Consider the following 18483-nt stretch of genomic DNA (forward strand, 5'->3'; position numbering starts at 1 on the left):
CAGTAATGGACTTAAAGCATGTATTATTGATCGATGATAATGATATAGATATTTACATCTCAAAACATATTGTCAATTCTAGCAAAATGGCCGAAAAAATAACGGTGAAGAATTCGGCCGTTGAAGCATTGGAATATCTGTCCACATTGATGGAGAATTCGGAAGCATTTCCGGATACTATTTTTCTGGATATCTCTATGCCTGTTATGGATGGCTTTGGTTTTCTGGACCAATACTCGAAATTCCCTGAATACATGACCGAAAAGCCGCACATATTTATGCTTACTTCTTCTAGTGACGCAGATGATATCGAGCGCGTATCCAAAATCAAGTTTGTGAAAAAGTACCTGACCAAGCCCTTGAGCTTAACGATGTTGAAAAGCCTACAATTTTGAGTAGCACATTCGGAAATGCGATATCCCCATCGACGCTGGAAATATATCGCTGATCCGTTTTGCAGTGAGACCGGCTTGGGCGGCCAGCACCTTCAACTGAGAAACCAGGCGAGCCATGACACTTTTCAGCCCTGGATCAGTAAGCCGGCCGAGATGTCACCTTTTGTAAATAATAGGTGAGTTTAGCTTCTCTTCATCAAATGAGCTTCATATGTCATACAGATCACTACTTTACCTGATGCTACTGCCGGCGCTGGCAGCCGCTCAAGGCAAGAGCTTTACCATCAAGGGTAAGCTTGCAGATTCTAAATCAACCAAAATCTATCTTTACATCGCAGACATCATCACCGGCACCAGCAGAAGCGATTCTACCACCATCGACAAGGGCAGCTTCGTATTCAAAGGAGAGCTGCAAACACCATTAAAAGCGATTCTGTTTTCCGTCCCAGATCACAACCGGCTCGATTTTTACATCGAAGCGGGCACCATCCAAATCGAAAGCAAGGATTCGCTGCATAACGCGCTCGCCCGCGGCGGGAAGCTCAATGCGGACTTTATCGAATTGCGGCGGGTAACAGATCCCCTGGACGAGCAGATGCGCAGCTTCAATAAGATGATGCAGGCGCAACTCGCCGCTTCTCCCCAAAAAGAGACCGATGTAGACTTTCAGAGGCAATGGGATGCAAAAAGGCGATCTTCCATCGTACAACACCAGGAGGCGAACCTGAATTTTGTAAAAAGCAACCCCGATAATCTGGCCTCCATTTATGCGCTTGCCAGTTTGGCTGGCTCAAAGCCAAATCTAGCCGTTATCAGACCCCTCTTTCTGGGCCTGAATGAACCGGTACGCAATAGCCCGTTGGGGAAACTATACGGACAGAAATTGGAAAAGCTTTCGCAGGTCAGTGTTGGGGCGCTGGCGCCAGAGTTTACGCAGACCGATACAGCCGGGCGAGCCGTTGCGCTGAAAGATTTCAGAGGGAAATATGTCCTGATTGACTTTTGGGCAAGCTGGTGCGGACCTTGCAGGGCAGAAAACCCCAATCTGGTGAAAGCTTTCGAGCAGTATAAAAACAATAATTTCACAGTGATAGGGGTGTCCCTTGACAAAAAGAGTGCGCGGCAAGCATGGCTGAACGCAATCGCCAAGGATGGTCTGCCCTGGACGCAGGTTTCGGATCTAAAAGGCTGGGACAATGAAGTCTCCAGAATGTATAGCATCGAATCGATACCTGAGAATTTTTTGATTGACCCGGCTGGCAAAATTATAGCTACGAATCTGCGGGGCGCCGGACTCAATCAAAAGCTCTCGGAGCTATTTGATTCAAAAAAGTGATCCTAGTGGTCGTCGAAAATTCTTTGATGTGGCAACAGAGTGGGGATATTAAACCAAAAGAGCCTGCGTCAATTCTGACGCAGGCTCTTTGTTATTAAAATATGCTATTCTTAAAGCGTTCTCTTCACTTCACGCAGCTCGAAGCTTTCAATAATGTCACCGACTTCGATATCGTTGAAGTTCTTGATGCTCAAACCACATTCGTAACCGTTTCTCACTTCCTGAACATCGTCTTTGTAACGTTTCAGAGAGTCGATTTCTCCGGTCAGAAGAACAATACCGTCACGAACGACACGGATTTTGTTGCTTCGTTTCACAAATCCATCCGTCACATAACATCCGGCAATGGTACCGATCCGGCTGATCTTGAAGACTTCACGTATTTCGATATTACCCGTAATGATCTCTTCGATGGTCGGTGCAAGCATACCTGTCATCGCATCCTTGATCTCTTCGATCGCGTTGTAGATTACAGAGTAGTGACGAATTTCGATTTGATCCTGCTCAGCCATTTTCTTCGCGTTCGAAGAAGGACGAACCTGGAATCCTACGATGATCGCATCGGCAGCAATCGCAAGGTTCACATCAGATTCAGAAATCTGACCAACTGCCTTGTGAATGATATTGACCTGAACCTCCGAAGTTGAAAGTTGCAGCAATGAATCTGAAAGTGCTTCCACAGATCCATCCACGTCACCTTTTACAATCAAATTCAGCTCACGGAAGCTGCCAATCGCCTTACGACGGCCAATTTCTTCGAGTGTAATGTGCTTACGGGTACGGATCGTCTGTTCACGCTGGATCTGCTCACGCTTGGTGGCGATATCACGGGCATCACGCTCATTTTCAAAAACATTGAAACGATCACCTGCTTGCGGCGCGCCGTTTAAACCCAGTAACTGAACGGGCATGGATGGTCCGGCAGTTTTAAGCTTCTTACCAAGGTAATCGGTCATCGCTTTTACCTTACCAAAATGTGCTCCCGCAAGAACCACATCACCCACTTTCAATGTACCAGTTTCAACCAGGATGGTTGTTACATATCCGCGTCCTTTATCCAAGGATGCTTCAACCACAGTACCGATCGCGCGACGGTTTGGATTCGCTTTTAGTTCAAGCAATTCTGCTTCCAGAAGCACTTTTTCCAAGAGAAGATCAATACCCAAACCAGATTTAGATGAGATTTCCTGAGTCTGGTATTTACCACCCCATTCTTCCACCAAAATGTTCATGTTGGCAAGCTCTTCACGTATTTTTTCGGTGTTGGCACCTGCTTTATCTACTTTACTGAATGCAAACACGATTGGCGCTCCTGCAACTTGCGCATGGTTGATGGCTTCACGTGTTTGAGGCATGATGCTATCATCAGCCGCGATGACGATGATAACTACGTCAGTCACTTTGGCTCCGCGGGCACGCATCGCAGTAAATGCTTCGTGACCCGGTGTATCCAGGAATGTTACCTGTTTGCCTGTTTTTGTCTTTACACTATATGCCCCAATGTGCTGAGTGATACCACCCGCTTCACCGCTGGCGACGTTTTCCTGACGGATATAGTCAAGAAGAGATGTTTTACCATGATCGACGTGACCCATAACGGTAACGATCGGCGCTCTTTCTATCAAGCTCTCTTCGGTATCAACCTCTTCAACGACGTCATTTTGAACTTCCTCTTCCGCTGAAATAAAGGCAACTTCAAATCCGAATTCATCGGCAATAAAGGTAATGGCTTCCGCATCCAGACGCTGGTTGATCGAAACGAACATACCCATGCTCATACAAACCGAGATTACCTCCTGAACGGTAACTTCCATCAGAGAAGCCAAATCGTTGGCTGAAACGAATTCGGTTACGCGCAATACTTTTGTTTCCTCTTCACCCAGTCCGTTGGTGTCGTTTTGATCATTACGGTCACGACGACGTCCCGTTCCACCTCTTCCACGACCTACATTTTTAGTGTTTCCACCTCCCATACGGGCCATAGTGGCTTTAATGTTGTCCGATACTTCTTTGTCGGATACCTCTTCTCTTTTACCTCCTCTGCGGTTGGTATTGGTATTATTTCCGCGGTTATTAGGTCCTGTTCTGGCAGCACCTGGCTGGGTAGAATTAGTCGCTGGCGTGGAAGTAGATCCTGCTGGCGCATTTCCAGGCCTGTTTCCAGGTCTGTTCGCAGTGCCGGCAGGCGCATTAGGATCTCTTGGGGCAGCTTCCGTGCCGGGAGTTGCAGGCGTGCCTGGCCTAGCTTCACCGGATACAACAGCTCCATCACGGATTCTTTTTCTTTTCCTGCGGCGTTTTTTGTCCGCTGCCGTATCGCTGGAAGCGACAGGGTCTTTTTTCTTTATCTTATCAGATGGCAGCTCAATTTTACCCACCACACGTAACCCGCGAAGCTGTTCTCCACGCGCTTCGATCAATTCCGATCCGCCTGATTCTGGGGCCACAGCCTCAGTGGCTGGTGCGGCTTCGACTGGCGCAGGTTCAGCTTTCGGTGTGATAGTTTCAGAAACTGGGCCAGCAGCAGCTGGTTCAGCTTCGGCAGGTTTGTCTGCCACAGGTTGAGCGGCCACTGGCGCTGCTTGTGGAGTTTCTTTTGGCTCGCTTGTAACGGCGGCCTGCACGGGTGTTTCCATGTTGGTTGCTTCCACTTTGGAGGCTGCCGGCTCTGGCTTGGCAGGGCTTTCTGCAACCACTTCTTTGGGAGCTTCACTCATTGCTTTTGGTTCAGCTGCGACCGGTTCTGGTTTAGCTTCCTCTTTAACAACAGGAGCGGTAGCTTGGGGAGTCACCTCCTTAACTTCTACTGGAGCTTCCTTCGGCGCTTCCGTTCTTGGTTCGGCAGGTGTTGGGGTAGGGTTAGGCGCGGCAGCTGGTCTTTTTGCATCCAGGTCAATCTTGCCAACCACTTTGATACCAGGAAGACGGTTTTCAAAAGCAGGTGTAGTTTCTTCCACTACGGGCTTTTCTTCCGTTTTGGGCGTGTTGCGGAAATACAATATTCCATCTACATCACTTTTTACTTTTTCTTCCTTGATTTCCACCGGAGCTTCTGCTTGCGCAGGCTTATAGGAAAGCGAGGATCTCAGATCATCCGATTTGAAATCTTTCGCTAGAAATTCAATTTGATCAGCATTAATTTTGGTATTCGGGTTACTTTCCACCTTATACCCTTTGGCAGACAGATGATCCACGATCGTAGTAATTCCTACGTTCAGGATCCGTGCCACTTGGCTAAGGCGCATCATTTTATCTTCTGCCATATTAGCAATTAGTAGAAAAAGTTTTGCATTTGGCAGATCTAACCCCTGGATTAAACCTGCCGGTTGTTAAAATTATTCAAACTCTTTTCGAAGTATCTCCAGAATTTCTTCAACCGTTGCTTCTTCAAGGTCGGTCCTTCTGACAAGTTCTTCTTTATTGAGCGCCAAAACACTTTTGGCGGTATCCAAACCGATTTTGTGGAGTTCACTGATGATCCATTCATCGATTTCATCAGAGAATTCAGTAAGATCCACATCCTCGTCATTCTGCTCTTCAATATCCCTGAAAACATCAATTTCCATGCCTACCAGCTTGCCTGCCAGCTTGATATTTTGTCCCCCTTTACCGATGGCCAGCGATACCTGGTCTGGTTTAAGGAAAACAGAAACGCGCTTGGCATCGCGGTCGATCTGCATTGAGCTTACTTTCGCTGGGCTCAGAGCCCTGCTGATGAGCAGTTCAAGGTTATCAGTGTAATTGATTACATCTATATTCTCGTTTCCAAGTTCGCGGACAATGGAATGGATACGTGAACCTTTCATGCCGACACAAGCGCCCACCGGGTCAATTCTGTCGTCATAAGATTCAACGGCCACTTTGGCACGTTCCCCTGGTTCACGAACAACACGTCTGACCGAAATAATTCCATCGTAGATCTCCGGAATTTCAACTTCAAACAATCTTTCCAGAAAAACAGGTGAGGTTCTGGACAGGGTGATCTTAGGGGAGCCGTTGTTCATTTCCACTTTGTGGATCACTGATTTAACAGATTCTCCCTTGCGGAACCGGTCTTTTGAAATCTGCTCGGTTCTTGGCAATGAAAGCTCGTTACCTTCGCTGTCGACGATAATGACTTCATGTCTGAGCGTCTGGTAAACCTCACCGGTGATCATCTCACCGACCTGATCTTTGTATTTCTCGAACATGATTTCTTTTTCCATGTCCTTGATTTTCTGAATCAGGGTCTGACGGGCGGTTTGTACGAGTCTGCGTCCGAATTCTACCAGTTTTACTTCTTCGGCAACTTCTTCACCTACCTCAAAGTCATTCTGAATTTTTCGTGCTTCGGCCAGCGGAATTTTATTGTAATCCCAGATGTCCTCAGAGTTATCGTCAACGATTTCTCGTGTGCGCCACATCTCAAGGTCACCGCTTTCAGGGTTAATGATTACGTCAAAATTATCGTCGGTGCCGTATTTTTTACGAATCATTGTACGAAATACTTCTTCTAAAACATTGATCATCGTTGGACGATCGATGTTTTTAGAGCTTGCAAACTCCGCGAATGATTCAATTAATATTCCGCTATCCATTGCTTATGTTAAAGAATATTTGCTGATACTAAGTTAGACATATTATATAATTGATTACAAGCCAGCTTGTGTGATTCTGGCCTAGTAAGTTATTTAAAAGAGATTTCAATCAGGGCTTTTGAAATATCGCTTAAAGAAATCGCCCGGAGTAGAGAACCCTCTTCCACCGGTATTTTTGATTTTTTCTTTGGCTCCGGCAACTGAATACTGATTTGGTCATCAGTAGCCTCCATCAGCGAACCTTGCACGATTTCTCCTGTTTTGAGTGTTACCTTGAGATTTCGGCCAACATTCTTTTGGTACTGACGCGGCAGCACCAGGGGCTGGTCCAATCCGGGAGAAGAAACTTCCAGCGTATAGGCTTCCGAGAAGACTTCCAGTTCTTCCAACTGCTTGGCAAGTCGCCGGCTGATGGATGTGCATTGCTGGATGGTAATTCCCTGGTCGCTGTCGACTAGAATCGTTACTTTTTGACTTACCTTAGAAGGCTTAATGATAATATCTATCAGGAAACAATTACCGTCTTCCAAAAACGGGGCCACTAAAACTTCTAAATGTTCTTTTATTGTCATGTAAGGCTTACTGCAAATAAAAAAAGGGGATTTAAGACCCCCTCAATCAACCGATCAAAATAGAATAGGATGCAAAGGTAAAACTATTTTATCATTTCTACAAGTTGGATTGAAAGCCTTCTAAATCGATCCTGATCACCTATTTTTGCAAAAAACTCAATTTTGAATTAATGAAAGGGGTAAAAAAGGTTTTGTGGTTCCCATATAAGGTTTTTGCTTTTTATACTATACTGATTTACATACTGATACTGTGGATCCCCTTCGAGGGCTGGCTGGCGGGCTTTATGATGATGTCCTTCCCGGCTGTGATCCTTATGCACCTGATCTCACTGCCCATTTGGTTTATAATTGAAAGAAAAAAAGCACTGCTCCCGCTGGCCCTACTCCTTGGAGGCTGCATTTTTCTCTCACGTACCTATGGTTTTGGCGGAAAGGACCTGTCTGTCGCCAGCGATGGTGAGCATACTTTTTCTGTCATGAACTATAATGTGCATTCCTTTCAAAGGTATTCGGATCTACGTGATGGGCAGATGCGAAAGCAAATTGGCGATATGAAAGAATGGGTTGCTGGCAGTGGGGCTGACGTGATTTGTATGCCGGAATACTTTGCAGATGCTAGCAAGCTCTTCAACATGGATGAGATGCTCACTAAAAAAGGATTCAAACATTCCCTGCGGTATCAGCAGGTGAATAGCAAGTACAACTATTTAGGATTAGCGCTATTTAGCCGATTCCCCATTGTAGCCAGTAGAGATACGGTTTTTGAGTCTCAGAATGGGATGATACAGGCCGATATCAGGATCAAAAAAGATACGGTTAGAGTGATCGGCCTGCATCTTTTCTCGATGACACTAAAATTGGGGAATTTAGTCCATCAAAAGAAAATGGACGGAGTCAAACGGGAAGGCAGGATCACCTTTTCGCGCATCAAGATGGGCTTTGTAAGGCATGCGGCGGAGCTTGAAGTTTTAGAATCCTGGATGGATGCTTCCCCTTATCCGGTTATTGTATGCGGAGACTTCAATGAGATGCCATATGGCTATGTGTATGGCAAATTACGTAGGAAATTGAATAACGGCTTTGAGGAAGGTGGAAAGGGCTTTGGTTTTACCTTTAATCACCTTCCGTATTTCATTCGAATTGACCACCAGTTTTACAGCCCGGAAAAGCTCAACCTGGTCAATTTCACCACCTACAACAAAATCGACTACTCAGACCACTATCCGGTGATGGGTACTTATAAGTTCACTAAAACCGCAGAAGATCGCTAATATTTCACGCCCAGGCTGTCCAGATCGCGTGTGGTAATGCTCGGAGGGAAGATACCCTGATCTAATTTCATTTGCACCAACTCACCCGTTTTACGAGCTTCGTTCTGGGAGGCAAACCCTTGTGTGCCCGGAGCGCCAGGGATAAACCGCTGCTCGATGACGGCAGTCGTGTCCTGATAAATGCGGTATCCCCAGCCGGACGGGACCTTAATGGTCTGCACCGAAAAGCGAGAAAGGCCTTCACGGCCCAAGCTTAGATTCCCTTTTTTATATACTGAAAAAAGAAAATAAGCTGCGACTGCGAAGGCCAGTATGCCAATGATCGAGAGAATGGTTTTATTTTTCCTGATCACTGATCATCATCATCGTTAATGGCTGCCGTAGGATCAAATGCCCAGAAGTCATCTAGACCGCCGGAACCCGAAGAGCTTCCTGTTCCGAAATAACCCAGTTTGCCAACTGCAAATCCAGCTGCAAAGCCTCTTCCGCCCGCTGGAAATGAAGCCACTTCCGTCCAGGTGTTGGTGCCTGGTACATATTCCCAGCAATCCGACTTGTCTTGTCCGCCCACCACGTAGGCTTTGTCATTGATCACCAATGCCGTTGCATATGCTCTTGCCGGGAAAGCCTCTTCTTTGGTATCGTCACCAAATTCGATACGGGTCCATGCGCCAGTTCCACCGTTGCCGGCAGGATCAAAGCTGTAAATGTCTTTGGTATTCTGACCTGAGTTGCTGTTTCCAAAACCCACGTAGGCTTTTCCCCCAACATTGAATGAAAGAGCGCCTCTGCGTTTTCCGCCAATGAAGGTTGCTATCTCAGTCCATTTGTCAGTTGCGGGGTTGTACTCATAAAAATCCTGGTAGTAGTTGCTGCCATTGTAACCAAGACCTACATAAGCGCGGTCGTTAGCCACAAATGAGGTAGCATACTGACGTGTCCCGCCCGCAAAGTCAGCGATTGCTTTCCATTTGTTGGTAGCAGGGTCGTATTGATAGAAATCTTTTTTATATCCGTTATCAACAGTCGTTACCGCATCATATCCAGTTCCTACATAAGCTTTACCGCCCAAAACAAAAGCCGTAGCGTCGTTTCTTCCTGTTCCTGGAAAGGCAGCCGCCTGAGACCATATTTTAGAAGCAGCGTTGTAAGACCAGAAATCTTTCACCCTGGCGACGGTTTCGTTGGTAAAACCTGTACCTACATAACCTACCTCGCCAATGACGAAACTGACAGAACGGGTTCTTCCCGACCCTCCGAAACTTGGAAGATCCTTTCTATACCAGTTTCCTAGTTTATCAGCATCTGGATCGTCGTTGTTGCAGCTAAGTTGAACGAGGGCAGTGGAAGCGACTAGAAGGGCTAACGAAGTCTTTTTTAAGGTATTAAACATGAAAAAATATAGTTTGACTAATTGTTACAAATGAGTATTGATTAAAAATAATTTCAATTTCAGCTACTTAACAGTTTTGTCTGGCAAAACGGGGCATTCACGGAAATTTTTTGCAAACATAACATCTTGATACTGCTAAGTAAAATAATAAGGTACTTTTTGTCCAAAACTTTCACCGGCCAGTTACTTTCAACGTAAAATATTCGTCAATGTTGCACTTTATTCAGACGCGAAACGGCTTATTATCGTTGTAAGCGGGTGAAATTAAAATAGTCTCACCGTTTTTTACGTTTCTATCGATGTTTGCCACTCTTTGTGGCCCGTGCGCGTATGGTCAAATAAAGCATTTATAAACCTTACGTAGGCTTTAAAGATTTTGTTGCAAACCTTATTTTACTTTCAATTTTGACCTATTTGTCCGAATCATGTTGTAATTAAGTTTACATGTGATAATTTTGCACTTTTTACTGTTCTTGCTCTAAATGAAATTTAATTCTTATTCCTCTAAAGGATATTCGGCAGTCTATAAACTTTTGCTCATACTGGGTTGTACTGTGTCATTGGCTTCCTGTGAGTGGGGAGACCAAATAGAGTCGCTGGTTCAGCCTAATCCCGATGATTTTGCGGTTTTATATACAGATACTGTTACAGTGAAGCTCTCCACAGTAGGAAGTGATTCATTGATGACTGGTGGCTCTGCACGAATGCTGACTGGGAGTTATACAGATCCCTATTTTGGCAAAGTAAAAGCTGCAAGCTTTTTTCAACCGACGATACAAAGTGGCATCAGTATTCCGGCTTTGGCAGAGTATGATTCATTAGTATTGTCGCTTCGCTATGACGGGTATACCTATGGAGATACCACCAAGCCAATCAATCTGACAGTTCATAAACTGCTTGCTGATATTTTGGATAAAAGCTCTTACTGGAATGGGAATTCAACGGCATTTGATCCGGTCGCGATTGGAAAAGTAAGGGTAGTGCCCACTCCGAGAACTTCCAGGAACCTTAAAATCAAGCTTTCTGATGCGCTGGGCCAGCAAATGTTCGAAATGGGCAAGAACAACCAGCTGACATCGAATACGGATTGGATCAACCTTGTAAAAGGATTGGTATTAATGCCCGCTGCTACCGATAATGGTCCGGTGGTAGGCTTTTTATGGTCTGGAAACGACAGCACTTCGGTGCAGCTTCATTATCACACTCCGGATGTGGACCAGGTCAAAAAAGATTCCAGCATTTTCAGGGTAACAGCTTCCTACAACCAGATTCTGGGAGACCGGAAAGGTACGGCGCTTGCCAACTTACCTGACACCAGAAGGATATCGCTACCTTCTTCACAGTCTGGAAATATGTCCTTTATTCAGGCTGGAATCGGCATTATGACAAGGGTTGATTTTCCTACGGTGAGATCATTGAAAAGCTTTAAATATACTGTCGCTAATAGGGCTTATCTTCGGGTGACGCCGCTGCGAGCATCGGTTACCGATCCGCTTAGAGTACCCAACCAAATCTATGTGTACCGTTGTGATAAGAACAATGAATTCTACACCGGGGAGGGAGGTTCTCCTTTGCCACTTTATTATCTGAGCAATCAGCCGCAGCAGGTATTTGGTCAATATGTAAATGATTACGTTAATAATAAGCAGTATTATCTCATCGATGTCAGCTCATTTATCTCTGATTTGATGACTAGTGAAATTGAAGAAATAGGCGGTTTGATTCTGAGGACTTCGATGTTTAATACCCAGTCAAGCTTCCGCGATGCCGATACAGAGTTCAGCAAAAGCGTCAACCGATTGGTGATCGGCAATCAGCAGAACGAGGATCCCGGCGTGAAGCTGGAACTATACTATACCAAGGTTACAGTGCAGTAAAAGCTGGTGCTACAAACCACAACAAAAGGCTTTCGGATTCCGAAAGCCTTTTTCTTTACATGACAACCCCGTTTTTGGGCAAGATCTTTTCAGGGATTTTATCAGCTTCAATGAGCTGTAAAAGATTGATTTCAATCGTTCTGGATAAAGAGGTCATCGGAATATCGTTGGGGCCATTCTCAAATGGATTTTGCAAAATATAGGCAATCCATTCCACGTAAAAGAACAGAAAGGAGATAATGAATGTGATCGGGATAGCGATCCGGCCAATGCTTTCGACCAGACCCATCGGAAGTACCAGCGTGAAAATGAAAATAACCAACAACACAAAAAAGCTGTATTGGGTTGGAAAAACAGTGTTTTTGATCCGCTCACATTTGCCCATTGCATCGCAAAGCCGTTGCAAAGTCAGATCAATATTTTGGTAGAGCAGCGTCTGCATTTTTCCCTGCTCGTGGAGCCCGCTCATTTTAAACTGAATCAGATTTAAAATGGCATTGGGAATGTTATCCTGACTGGCCACGTAGTCATGTTCCTGCGCATTTAAATGCAGGTCAGCGTATACCAGCACGGGCTCCTTTCTAAGCGAATTGGTCAGGGCGTAGCACCAGGCAATCTGCAAATGCGCGATGTTGGAAATGATGGCATCTTTTTCCTTTTTTTCTGTTGAAATAAATGAAATAGATTGACGGACCAGCGTGCGGCTGTCATTGACGATCTCACCCCATGACTTGCGGGCTTCCCACCAGCGGTCATAGGCGGAATTGGTTCGGAAACCCAGCAAAAGCGATAATGCTGTACCCAGAATGGTGATAATGGAGATGGGAAAGGAGAGAAAGTGCCAGTTTTGATAGCTGAAAAGGTAGAAGACGAGCGTGGCGTAAGCCGTTACGACTAATACACCGATCCAGATGCCTTTCAAAAGGCGCCAGATCGAAAAAACCTGCTTTACATACATAATGAAAGGAATGCTGGTAAGAATCTCAAAAGGTAATAAAAAAGCGGACCACAGGGAAGTGCCCCACGGTCCGCCTTTTATTATTTCTAAGAAACGATTAGGCCACTACATGCCCGCTGGCCGGATCATCGCCCGGCTTTGGGCCCTCTTTTGATTTTTTACCCATGGCTATTTTTTCAATGGCCACAAAAAGAACAGGCACGACAAAGATGGCCAGCGAAGTGGCCGCCAGCATACCCCCAAATACCGTCCAGCCAATCGTTTTACGCGATTCTGCCGCTGCGCCACTGGCGAATGCTAGTGGAAGAACGCCCAGGATAAAGGCCAGAGAGGTCATGATAATGGGGCGCAAACGAAGCTGGACTGCTTCCAGGGTAGCTTTGACGAGCTCCATTCCGCCGTCGACGCGTTCCTTGGCAAATTCCACGATCAGGATCGCGTTTTTGGCCGCAAGACCAATCAATGTAATCAGACCGATCTGCGCATAAATGTTATTGGTCAGATTAGGCAGAAAGGTCAATGTCAGAATCGAGCCGAATGCACCGATGGGCACCGCAAAAAGCACTGAGAACGGGATAGACCAGCTCTCGTAGAGCGCTGCCAGAAACAGGAATACAAATACAATTGAAATAGCGAAAATGGTAGTGGTACTATCGCCCGCCTTGATCTCTTCGCTGCTCATGCCGGAAAATTCATAACTATACCCGGCAGGAAGTGTCTGGGCAACTTCACGCAAAGCCGCAATGGCCTGCCCGCTACTGTATCCTGCTTTGGGTGTTCCGTTGATCTCCACCGAGCGGTAAATGTTATAGTGGGAGATCAGTGCCGGGTTTTCTACTACTTTGGAGCTAACTAGCGCGCTGAGCGGAATCATATTCCCTTCTTTATTGCGCACATAGAATTTTTTGATCTTGTCCAGCGATGACCTGAAACTGCTGTCAGCCTGCACCATGACCCGGAAATTTCTTCCATAAAGGTTGAAATCGTTGACATAACTACTACCAAGCAGCGTAGAAAGCGAGCTGAAAACATCAGAGACCTGTACGCCCAGCTTTTTGGTTTTTTCACGGTCTACATCCAGCTGGTAACTTGGCGTTCTGGCATTGAAAAAGGTAAAGGCCATCGCGATTTCGGGCCGCTTGTTGACTGCGCCCAGAAAATTACGGGTGACCGTTTCAAACTGCTGAATGTTATCGGTACTGGTCGACTGCTGCAATTGGAATGTGAAACCGGACGTAGCTCCAAGTCCGGGAATGGCAGGCGGGGCAATAGCGAGCACCCGGGCTTCTTTAATATCAGCTGTACGCTTTTGGATTTCCTTGATGACGGCTTGCACGTGATGCTCGGCGCCTTTCCGATTCGCCCACGGGTGCAAGCTCACAAACATGGTACCGACATTGGACTTGTTTGAAAAACTCACCACATTAAGACCTGCCAGACCGCCCACTACACGCACCTCCGGAATAGAGGATACGCGCTTCATGATGTCCTTGATCATCGCTACGTTGCGGGTAGTGGAAGTAGCTTCCTGCATTTCATAGGTTACAAAAAGACGGCCTTCATCTTCAACGGGTATAAATCCGGATGGTTTGTTTTTGAACAGAAAGAAAAGACCTACAAAGAGACAAACCATCATGACCAGCACCAATGGCGTGACTTTGATCCATTTGGAAACACCGCGCGTGTAGGCGTGAGATACCTTTTCAAACCAGTTATTGAAGCGGTCGAAGAATTTTTCCAGCATGTTTTTCTTATCGCCAGCTCCTTTTGAGGGCCGTAGCATGATAGAGCACAATGCAGGGGTCAGTGAAAGGGCGACAAAGGCGGACAACAGTACCGACACGGCTATGGTGATGGCAAACTGCTGATAAAGCCTGCCCACAATGCCAGGGACAAAGCCCACCGGCACAAAAACTGCAGCCAGAATCAACGCGATCGCTATGACAGGCCCGGAAATGTCTTTCATTGCCTTGATGGTCGCATCTTTGGGGGACATTTTCTCATGGTCAATGTTGTGCTGGACGGCCTCGACGACCACAATGGCATCATCGACGACAATACCAATCGCTAGCACAAACGCAAAGAGCGTCAGGGTATTGATCGTAAAGCCAAACGGAATAAAAAAGATGAATGTACCAATCAACGAAACCGGGATCGCAAGGATCGGGATCAATGTCGCACGCCAGTTTTGAAGGAACAGGAACACGACAATGACTACCAGGATCATGGCTTCGGCAAAAGTGTGGAGCACCTCTTCAATGGAGACTTTCACAACCGATGCAGTCTCGACTGGAATTACATAATCGATGTCTTTGGGGAAAGTCTTTTTCAGCGCCGTCAATGTTTTGATCACACCTTCGTAGGTATCCAGGGCGTTAGCGCCAGGAGCCTGATAGATCAGTACAAATGCGGCGGGTTTACCGGCCACAAACGCATTGACACCATAGTCAAATTTCCCCAATTCAACCCTTGCTACATCCTTTAAATACACGATGCTGCCGTCAGCTGGATTGGACCTGACAATGATCTCTTCAAACTGCGCTTTGGTATTCAGACGGCTATTGGTCAGCACGCTGTATTCGAAGCTCTGGGTATTGGGCTGGGGGTTACCGCCCACAGTACCTGCGGCAACCTGTAAGTTTTGCTCGGCCAGCGCGGCGGAAATATCCGATGGCGTCATCCGTAAGGTCGCCAGCTTGTCCGGGTCGAGCCAGATCCGCATACCGAAGTCGTCGGCACGGGAGACGATATCACCCACACCTTTTACCCTTTGCAAGGCATCTTTGAGATAAATATTGGCGTAATTACCAATGAACTGCGCATCATGGGTACCATTGGGCGAGTAAAGCGCCAATGCGATCATGATACTGGGCTGGCGTTTGCGGACGGTGAGCCCCAATCTTTTGACCGCATCAGGCAGGGTAGGTTCGGCCACACTTACCCGGTTTTGTACGTCCAGGGCCGCAATGTTGACGTCAGTACCCACATCAAAGGTCACGTTGATACTGCTTTGTCCGCTGCTGGTGCTGTTACTGGACATATAGGTCATGCCAGGAACACCATTGATCTGTGTTTCAATGGGTGTGGTCGTGGTCTGCTCGACGGTCTGGGCGTCGGCGCCCGTAAAGTTACCGGTAATGGACACGGTAGGAGGGGTAACGTCAGGGTACTGGGCAACGGGCAGGGTCGTAACCGAAATCAAACCCACCAGGACCAGTACGATAGAGGCCACAATGGCTGTTACCGGCCTTTTTATAAAAATATCTGCAATCATTTTTTACTGGTTTATGAGATAGTAAGGGCACCGGGATTATTTGCCTTCTTTGATAACTGCTCCTTCACGAAGGTTCTGAACACCTTCTATGGCAATTTTTTCTCCTTCTTTAAGCCCTTCCTTGACAATAACGTTGGAGCCGATCGCCGTTCCCAGCACGATACGGCGCTGACTGACTTTGCTGCTGTCACCTGCGACGTATACAAAATACTCGCCCAACTGCTCGGTCACCGCTTTGTAAGGAATTAAAACTGATTTAGCCTTCGCGTTGTTGAGCACGCGCACGGTGCCGCTCATACCGGCGCGCAGCTGGTTGTCTTTATTTGGAAAAACCAGACGGGTCTTGATGCTTCCTGTTTGCGGATCTACGGCCCTGTCGATGAGTGCAATCTTGCCGGACGCCGGGTAAATTTCCTCTCCGAATTTCAATGTGAATGTCGAATCGGCTGCCTTCTGGTTTTTGAGTAGATTCGTGAAGCGGTAAATTTCCTTTTGGTCTACATTGAAATCCACGGCCAGTTGACCGTCGGTCGAAACGGTATTGAGCACGGTTTGCCCTGCCGATACCGCTGCGCCTACTTTCACGGCTGAAATGCCGATCACGCCATCAAATGGGGCTGTGACTTTGGTGTACCGAACGCTGGTCTGGACCGCTTTAATGTTGGCTTTGGCAGCCTCTGCCTGCCTTTTGGCCACTTCCAATGCAGCGTCTGCATTGTCGACAAGCTGTTTGGCGACGGCATCATTTTTTTCCAGCTCGTGGTAACGGTCCGCATCCTTTTGCGCCTTGACCAAATTAGCCTCCTGAACATTCAGGTTGGCCACCGCCTGGTCGTAGTTGGCATTATAAAGCTGCGCGTCAATGGAGTAAAGCAGCTGACCTTTTCTAACCCGCGCCCCGTCCGTAAAGTGTATACCTGTCACAAATCCGGTCACCTGCGGGCGAAGCTCGATTTCGTTAAGGGCCACAACCGTACCGGGATACTCTTCATGATAAGAAGCCTCAGCGGTTGTCACGTCGCTAAGGGTGACTGCTACGGCCTGCGGCTGGGTGGGCTGCTGCTGATCTTTTTTTCCGCAGGATAAGACCACAAAGGCAAATAAGGCGGCTGAATAATACTTCATTTTATTTAAAAACATATCAAAGATTTTTTCGATTGGTATAGCAAAAGAGGTGATAACGGGTTTTAATAACTGGGCTACTGATAATTAAGCTGTCCCAATGCTTTCTGGACATCAATTTTACTGGCCAGTGTCTGATAAAGTGCATTGTAATAATTGATGCGGGCCAGACGCAGGTCAGTCTCAGAAGTAACCACTTCCAGATAGGTTTTGATACCTGATTTATATTGCAGTTGAATCACATCATAAACCTCTTTGGCCAGATCCGTATTTTCTTTCTGGGCCAAAAGGTTGGTCAGGTTGCCTTTATAGCTGGCCAGCGCCGAAGCGTACTCGGAGTTCACATTATTTTCAAGCCCTTTCATATCCCAGTCCAGCCGTTTGAGCTGCCATTCAGCCTGTTTGGTATTGGCTTTGCGCTTGCCCCCCTGGTAAAGCGGAAGCGACAGGGTCAAAAGGCCAAAAGAGTTGGGATAGTTTTTACTGTAAAGATCAGTGAACTGGTTATTCTGAAAGTTCAGGTTATATGCCCCATTCAATGAAATGTTAGGCAGGTAGCTCCATTTGTTATATTGAAGATTGGCTTCCAGCAGCTTCTTTTGGGTGCTCAGAATCTGGTACTCGATCCGGCCTGTCAGATCCACGTTCTGCAAGGTGTCCAGGGCAATTTCCCTTTCCATTTGCAAGGTATCGTAGCTGATCTGTAACGCTTTGTCAATAGGGTAGCCCATCAACGATTTGAGGTATTCCAGCTTGGCTTTCAGGACCTGCTCGTTGCTTTTCTTATTGGCACGGGTGTTATTGAGCGAAATAGTCGCCCTTTTAAAGTCAATTTTGTCCGCAATGCCCGATTTGTATTGGTTGTGGGCATCTTTCAGACTTCTTTCCAGCCGGATAATATCTTCGTCGGCCACGCTGATCTGCTGGGTGGTGGCCAGCACATCATAAAATGCTTTGGAAACGCTCACCGCTAGATCCGTTTTGCTGCTGGATGTATTCTGGCTTGCGGCCAAAAGTACCTCTTTTTTGGTCTGATTGGCTAACAAAACATCCTTGTTGAAAATTTGCTGCGATAATGTGAACTGGGCTGCTGAAACATTGTTAACCCCCAACTTCACGGGATTACCCGCAATGATGCTGGTCTGCACAATGAAGTTACGTTGCAAATTGTAATTAAAATTGATTTGAGGGTACCAATCAGCGAGCTTGCTGCGTACCTGATTTTCGGTAATCCTTTCATCGATCAATGATTGCTGCACAACAGGCTGGTTTTTGATTGCATAATCAACGACCTGCTGCAATGTGGCCTGCTCCAAGACCGGCGTCTGCTGAGAAGCCTGCTGAATCCCCTGGGCCGTGGCAATGCAAGATGAAATCAATAGGAGGAATGCCGAGCTAAGCGCCAAACGCATTGTTTTTTGTGGCTTAGAGCAATAATTCATGTAATTGTGGTTTGATTTGGATAGAGAATTGATGAAACCATGCCGAAAACCAGGCAGGGTCAGAGGTTGGAAAGACCCGTTCGGGTCAGCTGTCTTTGGGAATGAAAATGAGAAAAATACCTTCCGGCAAAGGATTGGAAAACAACGACATAAAGTGTTGTGATTAAAGAGTAATTGTAACAATCGGTGACATAAATGGCTCCAAGATTACCCATTCAAGCTACCCGATTGTACTTATTAAGGATTTATATGCAGGAATAGTTTCA

The 18483-nt window shown here is 46.5% G+C and carries 13 protein-coding genes; 4 read left to right on the top strand and 9 right to left on the bottom strand.

Annotation, left to right across the window (positions count from 1 at the left end; all coding sequences use genetic code 11):
* Window positions 1-5: 5 nt before the first annotated feature.
* Together ON006_RS04310 and ON006_RS04315 are read left to right on the top strand one after the other, a co-directional pair.
* Window positions 6-395, top strand: a complete 390-nt coding sequence (locus ON006_RS04310) for a response regulator (RefSeq protein ID WP_244824676.1) — start codon at window positions 6-8, stop codon at window positions 393-395.
* A gap of 211 nt (window positions 396-606) precedes the next feature.
* Window positions 607-1731 (top strand): TlpA disulfide reductase family protein, encoded by a 1125-nt coding sequence (locus ON006_RS04315; protein ID WP_244824677.1) that lies wholly within the window; start codon window positions 607-609, stop codon window positions 1729-1731.
* Between the two features lie 110 nt (window positions 1732-1841).
* Here ON006_RS04315 and infB read toward each other — a convergent pair whose 3' ends face one another.
* From infB to rimP, 3 genes are all read right to left on the bottom strand, one after another.
* The gene (infB, locus tag ON006_RS04320) at window positions 1842-4994 is read right to left on the bottom strand and encodes a translation initiation factor IF-2 (RefSeq protein WP_244824678.1); all 3153 of its coding nucleotides are present in this window, start codon (window positions 4992-4994) and stop codon (window positions 1842-1844) included.
* 72 nt (window positions 4995-5066) lie between these two features.
* Window positions 5067-6308, bottom strand: coding sequence for a transcription termination factor NusA (gene nusA, locus ON006_RS04325; protein ID WP_244824679.1), 1242 nt, complete (start codon window positions 6306-6308; stop codon window positions 5067-5069).
* Window positions 6309-6397: 89 nt separating this feature from the next.
* Complete coding sequence (rimP, locus tag ON006_RS04330) at window positions 6398-6880, bottom strand: ribosome maturation factor RimP (RefSeq protein WP_244824680.1); 483 nt, start codon at window positions 6878-6880, stop codon at window positions 6398-6400.
* A 170-nt stretch (window positions 6881-7050) separates the two neighbouring features.
* Between rimP and ON006_RS04335 the strand changes: the two genes are divergently transcribed.
* Window positions 7051-8151: an endonuclease/exonuclease/phosphatase family protein gene (locus ON006_RS04335; RefSeq protein ID WP_244824681.1), complete on the top strand. Its 1101-nt coding sequence runs from the start codon at window positions 7051-7053 to the stop codon at window positions 8149-8151.
* Here ON006_RS04335 and ON006_RS04340 read toward each other — a convergent pair.
* Window positions 8148-8504, bottom strand: coding sequence for a DUF4907 domain-containing protein (locus tag ON006_RS04340; RefSeq protein WP_244824682.1), 357 nt, complete (start codon window positions 8502-8504; stop codon window positions 8148-8150). The two genes, ON006_RS04335 and ON006_RS04340, sit on opposite strands and share 4 nt — an antisense overlap.
* Window positions 8501-9544 carry a Kelch repeat-containing protein gene (locus ON006_RS04345; RefSeq protein ID WP_244824683.1) on the bottom strand — a complete coding sequence of 348 codons (1044 nt, stop codon included), beginning with the start codon at window positions 9542-9544 and terminating at the stop codon, window positions 8501-8503. Before ON006_RS04345 ends, ON006_RS04340 begins: the two co-directional genes overlap by 4 nt.
* 482 nt (window positions 9545-10026) lie before the next feature.
* Between ON006_RS04345 and ON006_RS04350 the strand changes: the two genes are divergently transcribed.
* Window positions 10027-11421, top strand: coding sequence for a DUF4270 family protein (locus tag ON006_RS04350; protein ID WP_244824684.1), 1395 nt, complete (start codon window positions 10027-10029; stop codon window positions 11419-11421).
* A gap of 55 nt (window positions 11422-11476) precedes the next feature.
* Here ON006_RS04350 and ON006_RS04355 read toward each other — a convergent pair whose 3' ends face one another.
* The 4 genes from ON006_RS04355 to ON006_RS04370 form a co-directional block, all read right to left on the bottom strand.
* The gene (locus ON006_RS04355) at window positions 11477-12379 is read right to left on the bottom strand and encodes a bestrophin family protein (RefSeq protein WP_244824685.1); all 903 of its coding nucleotides are present in this window, start codon (window positions 12377-12379) and stop codon (window positions 11477-11479) included.
* A 97-nt stretch (window positions 12380-12476) separates the two neighbouring features.
* Entirely contained in the window at window positions 12477-15653 is a 3177-nt protein-coding gene (locus ON006_RS04360; RefSeq protein ID WP_244824686.1) for an efflux RND transporter permease subunit, read from the bottom strand.
* A gap of 36 nt (window positions 15654-15689) precedes the next feature.
* On the bottom strand, window positions 15690-16793 hold the full coding sequence (locus ON006_RS04365) for an efflux RND transporter periplasmic adaptor subunit (RefSeq protein ID WP_374760250.1): 1104 nt from the start codon (window positions 16791-16793) through the stop codon (window positions 15690-15692).
* A gap of 59 nt (window positions 16794-16852) precedes the next feature.
* Complete coding sequence (locus ON006_RS04370; protein ID WP_244824688.1) at window positions 16853-18217, bottom strand: TolC family protein; 1365 nt, start codon at window positions 18215-18217, stop codon at window positions 16853-16855.
* Window positions 18218-18483 lie beyond the last annotated feature (266 nt).

Source organism: Dyadobacter pollutisoli, assembly GCF_026625565.1.
GTDB classification, from domain to species: domain Bacteria; phylum Bacteroidota; class Bacteroidia; order Cytophagales; family Spirosomataceae; genus Dyadobacter; species Dyadobacter pollutisoli.

Bases quoted from the DNA above. Each gene is read 5' to 3' on its own strand.
- ON006_RS04310 (WP_244824676.1), top strand. From the start codon at position 6: ATGGACTTAAAGCATGTATTATTGATCGATGATAATGATATAGATATT.
- ON006_RS04315 (WP_244824677.1), top strand. From the start codon at position 607: ATGTCATACAGATCACTACTTTACCTGATGCTACTGCCGGCGCTGGCA.
- infB (WP_244824678.1), bottom strand. From the start codon at position 4,994: ATGGCAGAAGATAAAATGATGCGCCTTAGCCAAGTGGCACGGATCCTG.
- nusA (WP_244824679.1), bottom strand. From the start codon at position 6,308: ATGGATAGCGGAATATTAATTGAATCATTCGCGGAGTTTGCAAGCTCT.
- rimP (WP_244824680.1), bottom strand. From the start codon at position 6,880: ATGACAATAAAAGAACATTTAGAAGTTTTAGTGGCCCCGTTTTTGGAA.
- ON006_RS04335 (WP_244824681.1), top strand. From the start codon at position 7,051: ATGAAAGGGGTAAAAAAGGTTTTGTGGTTCCCATATAAGGTTTTTGCT.
- ON006_RS04345 (WP_244824683.1), bottom strand. From the start codon at position 9,544: ATGTTTAATACCTTAAAAAAGACTTCGTTAGCCCTTCTAGTCGCTTCC.
- ON006_RS04350 (WP_244824684.1), top strand. From the start codon at position 10,027: ATGAAATTTAATTCTTATTCCTCTAAAGGATATTCGGCAGTCTATAAA.
- ON006_RS04355 (WP_244824685.1), bottom strand. From the start codon at position 12,379: ATGTATGTAAAGCAGGTTTTTTCGATCTGGCGCCTTTTGAAAGGCATC.
- ON006_RS04360 (WP_244824686.1), bottom strand. From the start codon at position 15,653: ATGATTGCAGATATTTTTATAAAAAGGCCGGTAACAGCCATTGTGGCC.
- ON006_RS04365 (WP_374760250.1), bottom strand. From the start codon at position 16,793: ATGTTTTTAAATAAAATGAAGTATTATTCAGCCGCCTTATTTGCCTTT.
- ON006_RS04370 (WP_244824688.1), bottom strand. From the start codon at position 18,217: ATGAATTATTGCTCTAAGCCACAAAAAACAATGCGTTTGGCGCTTAGC.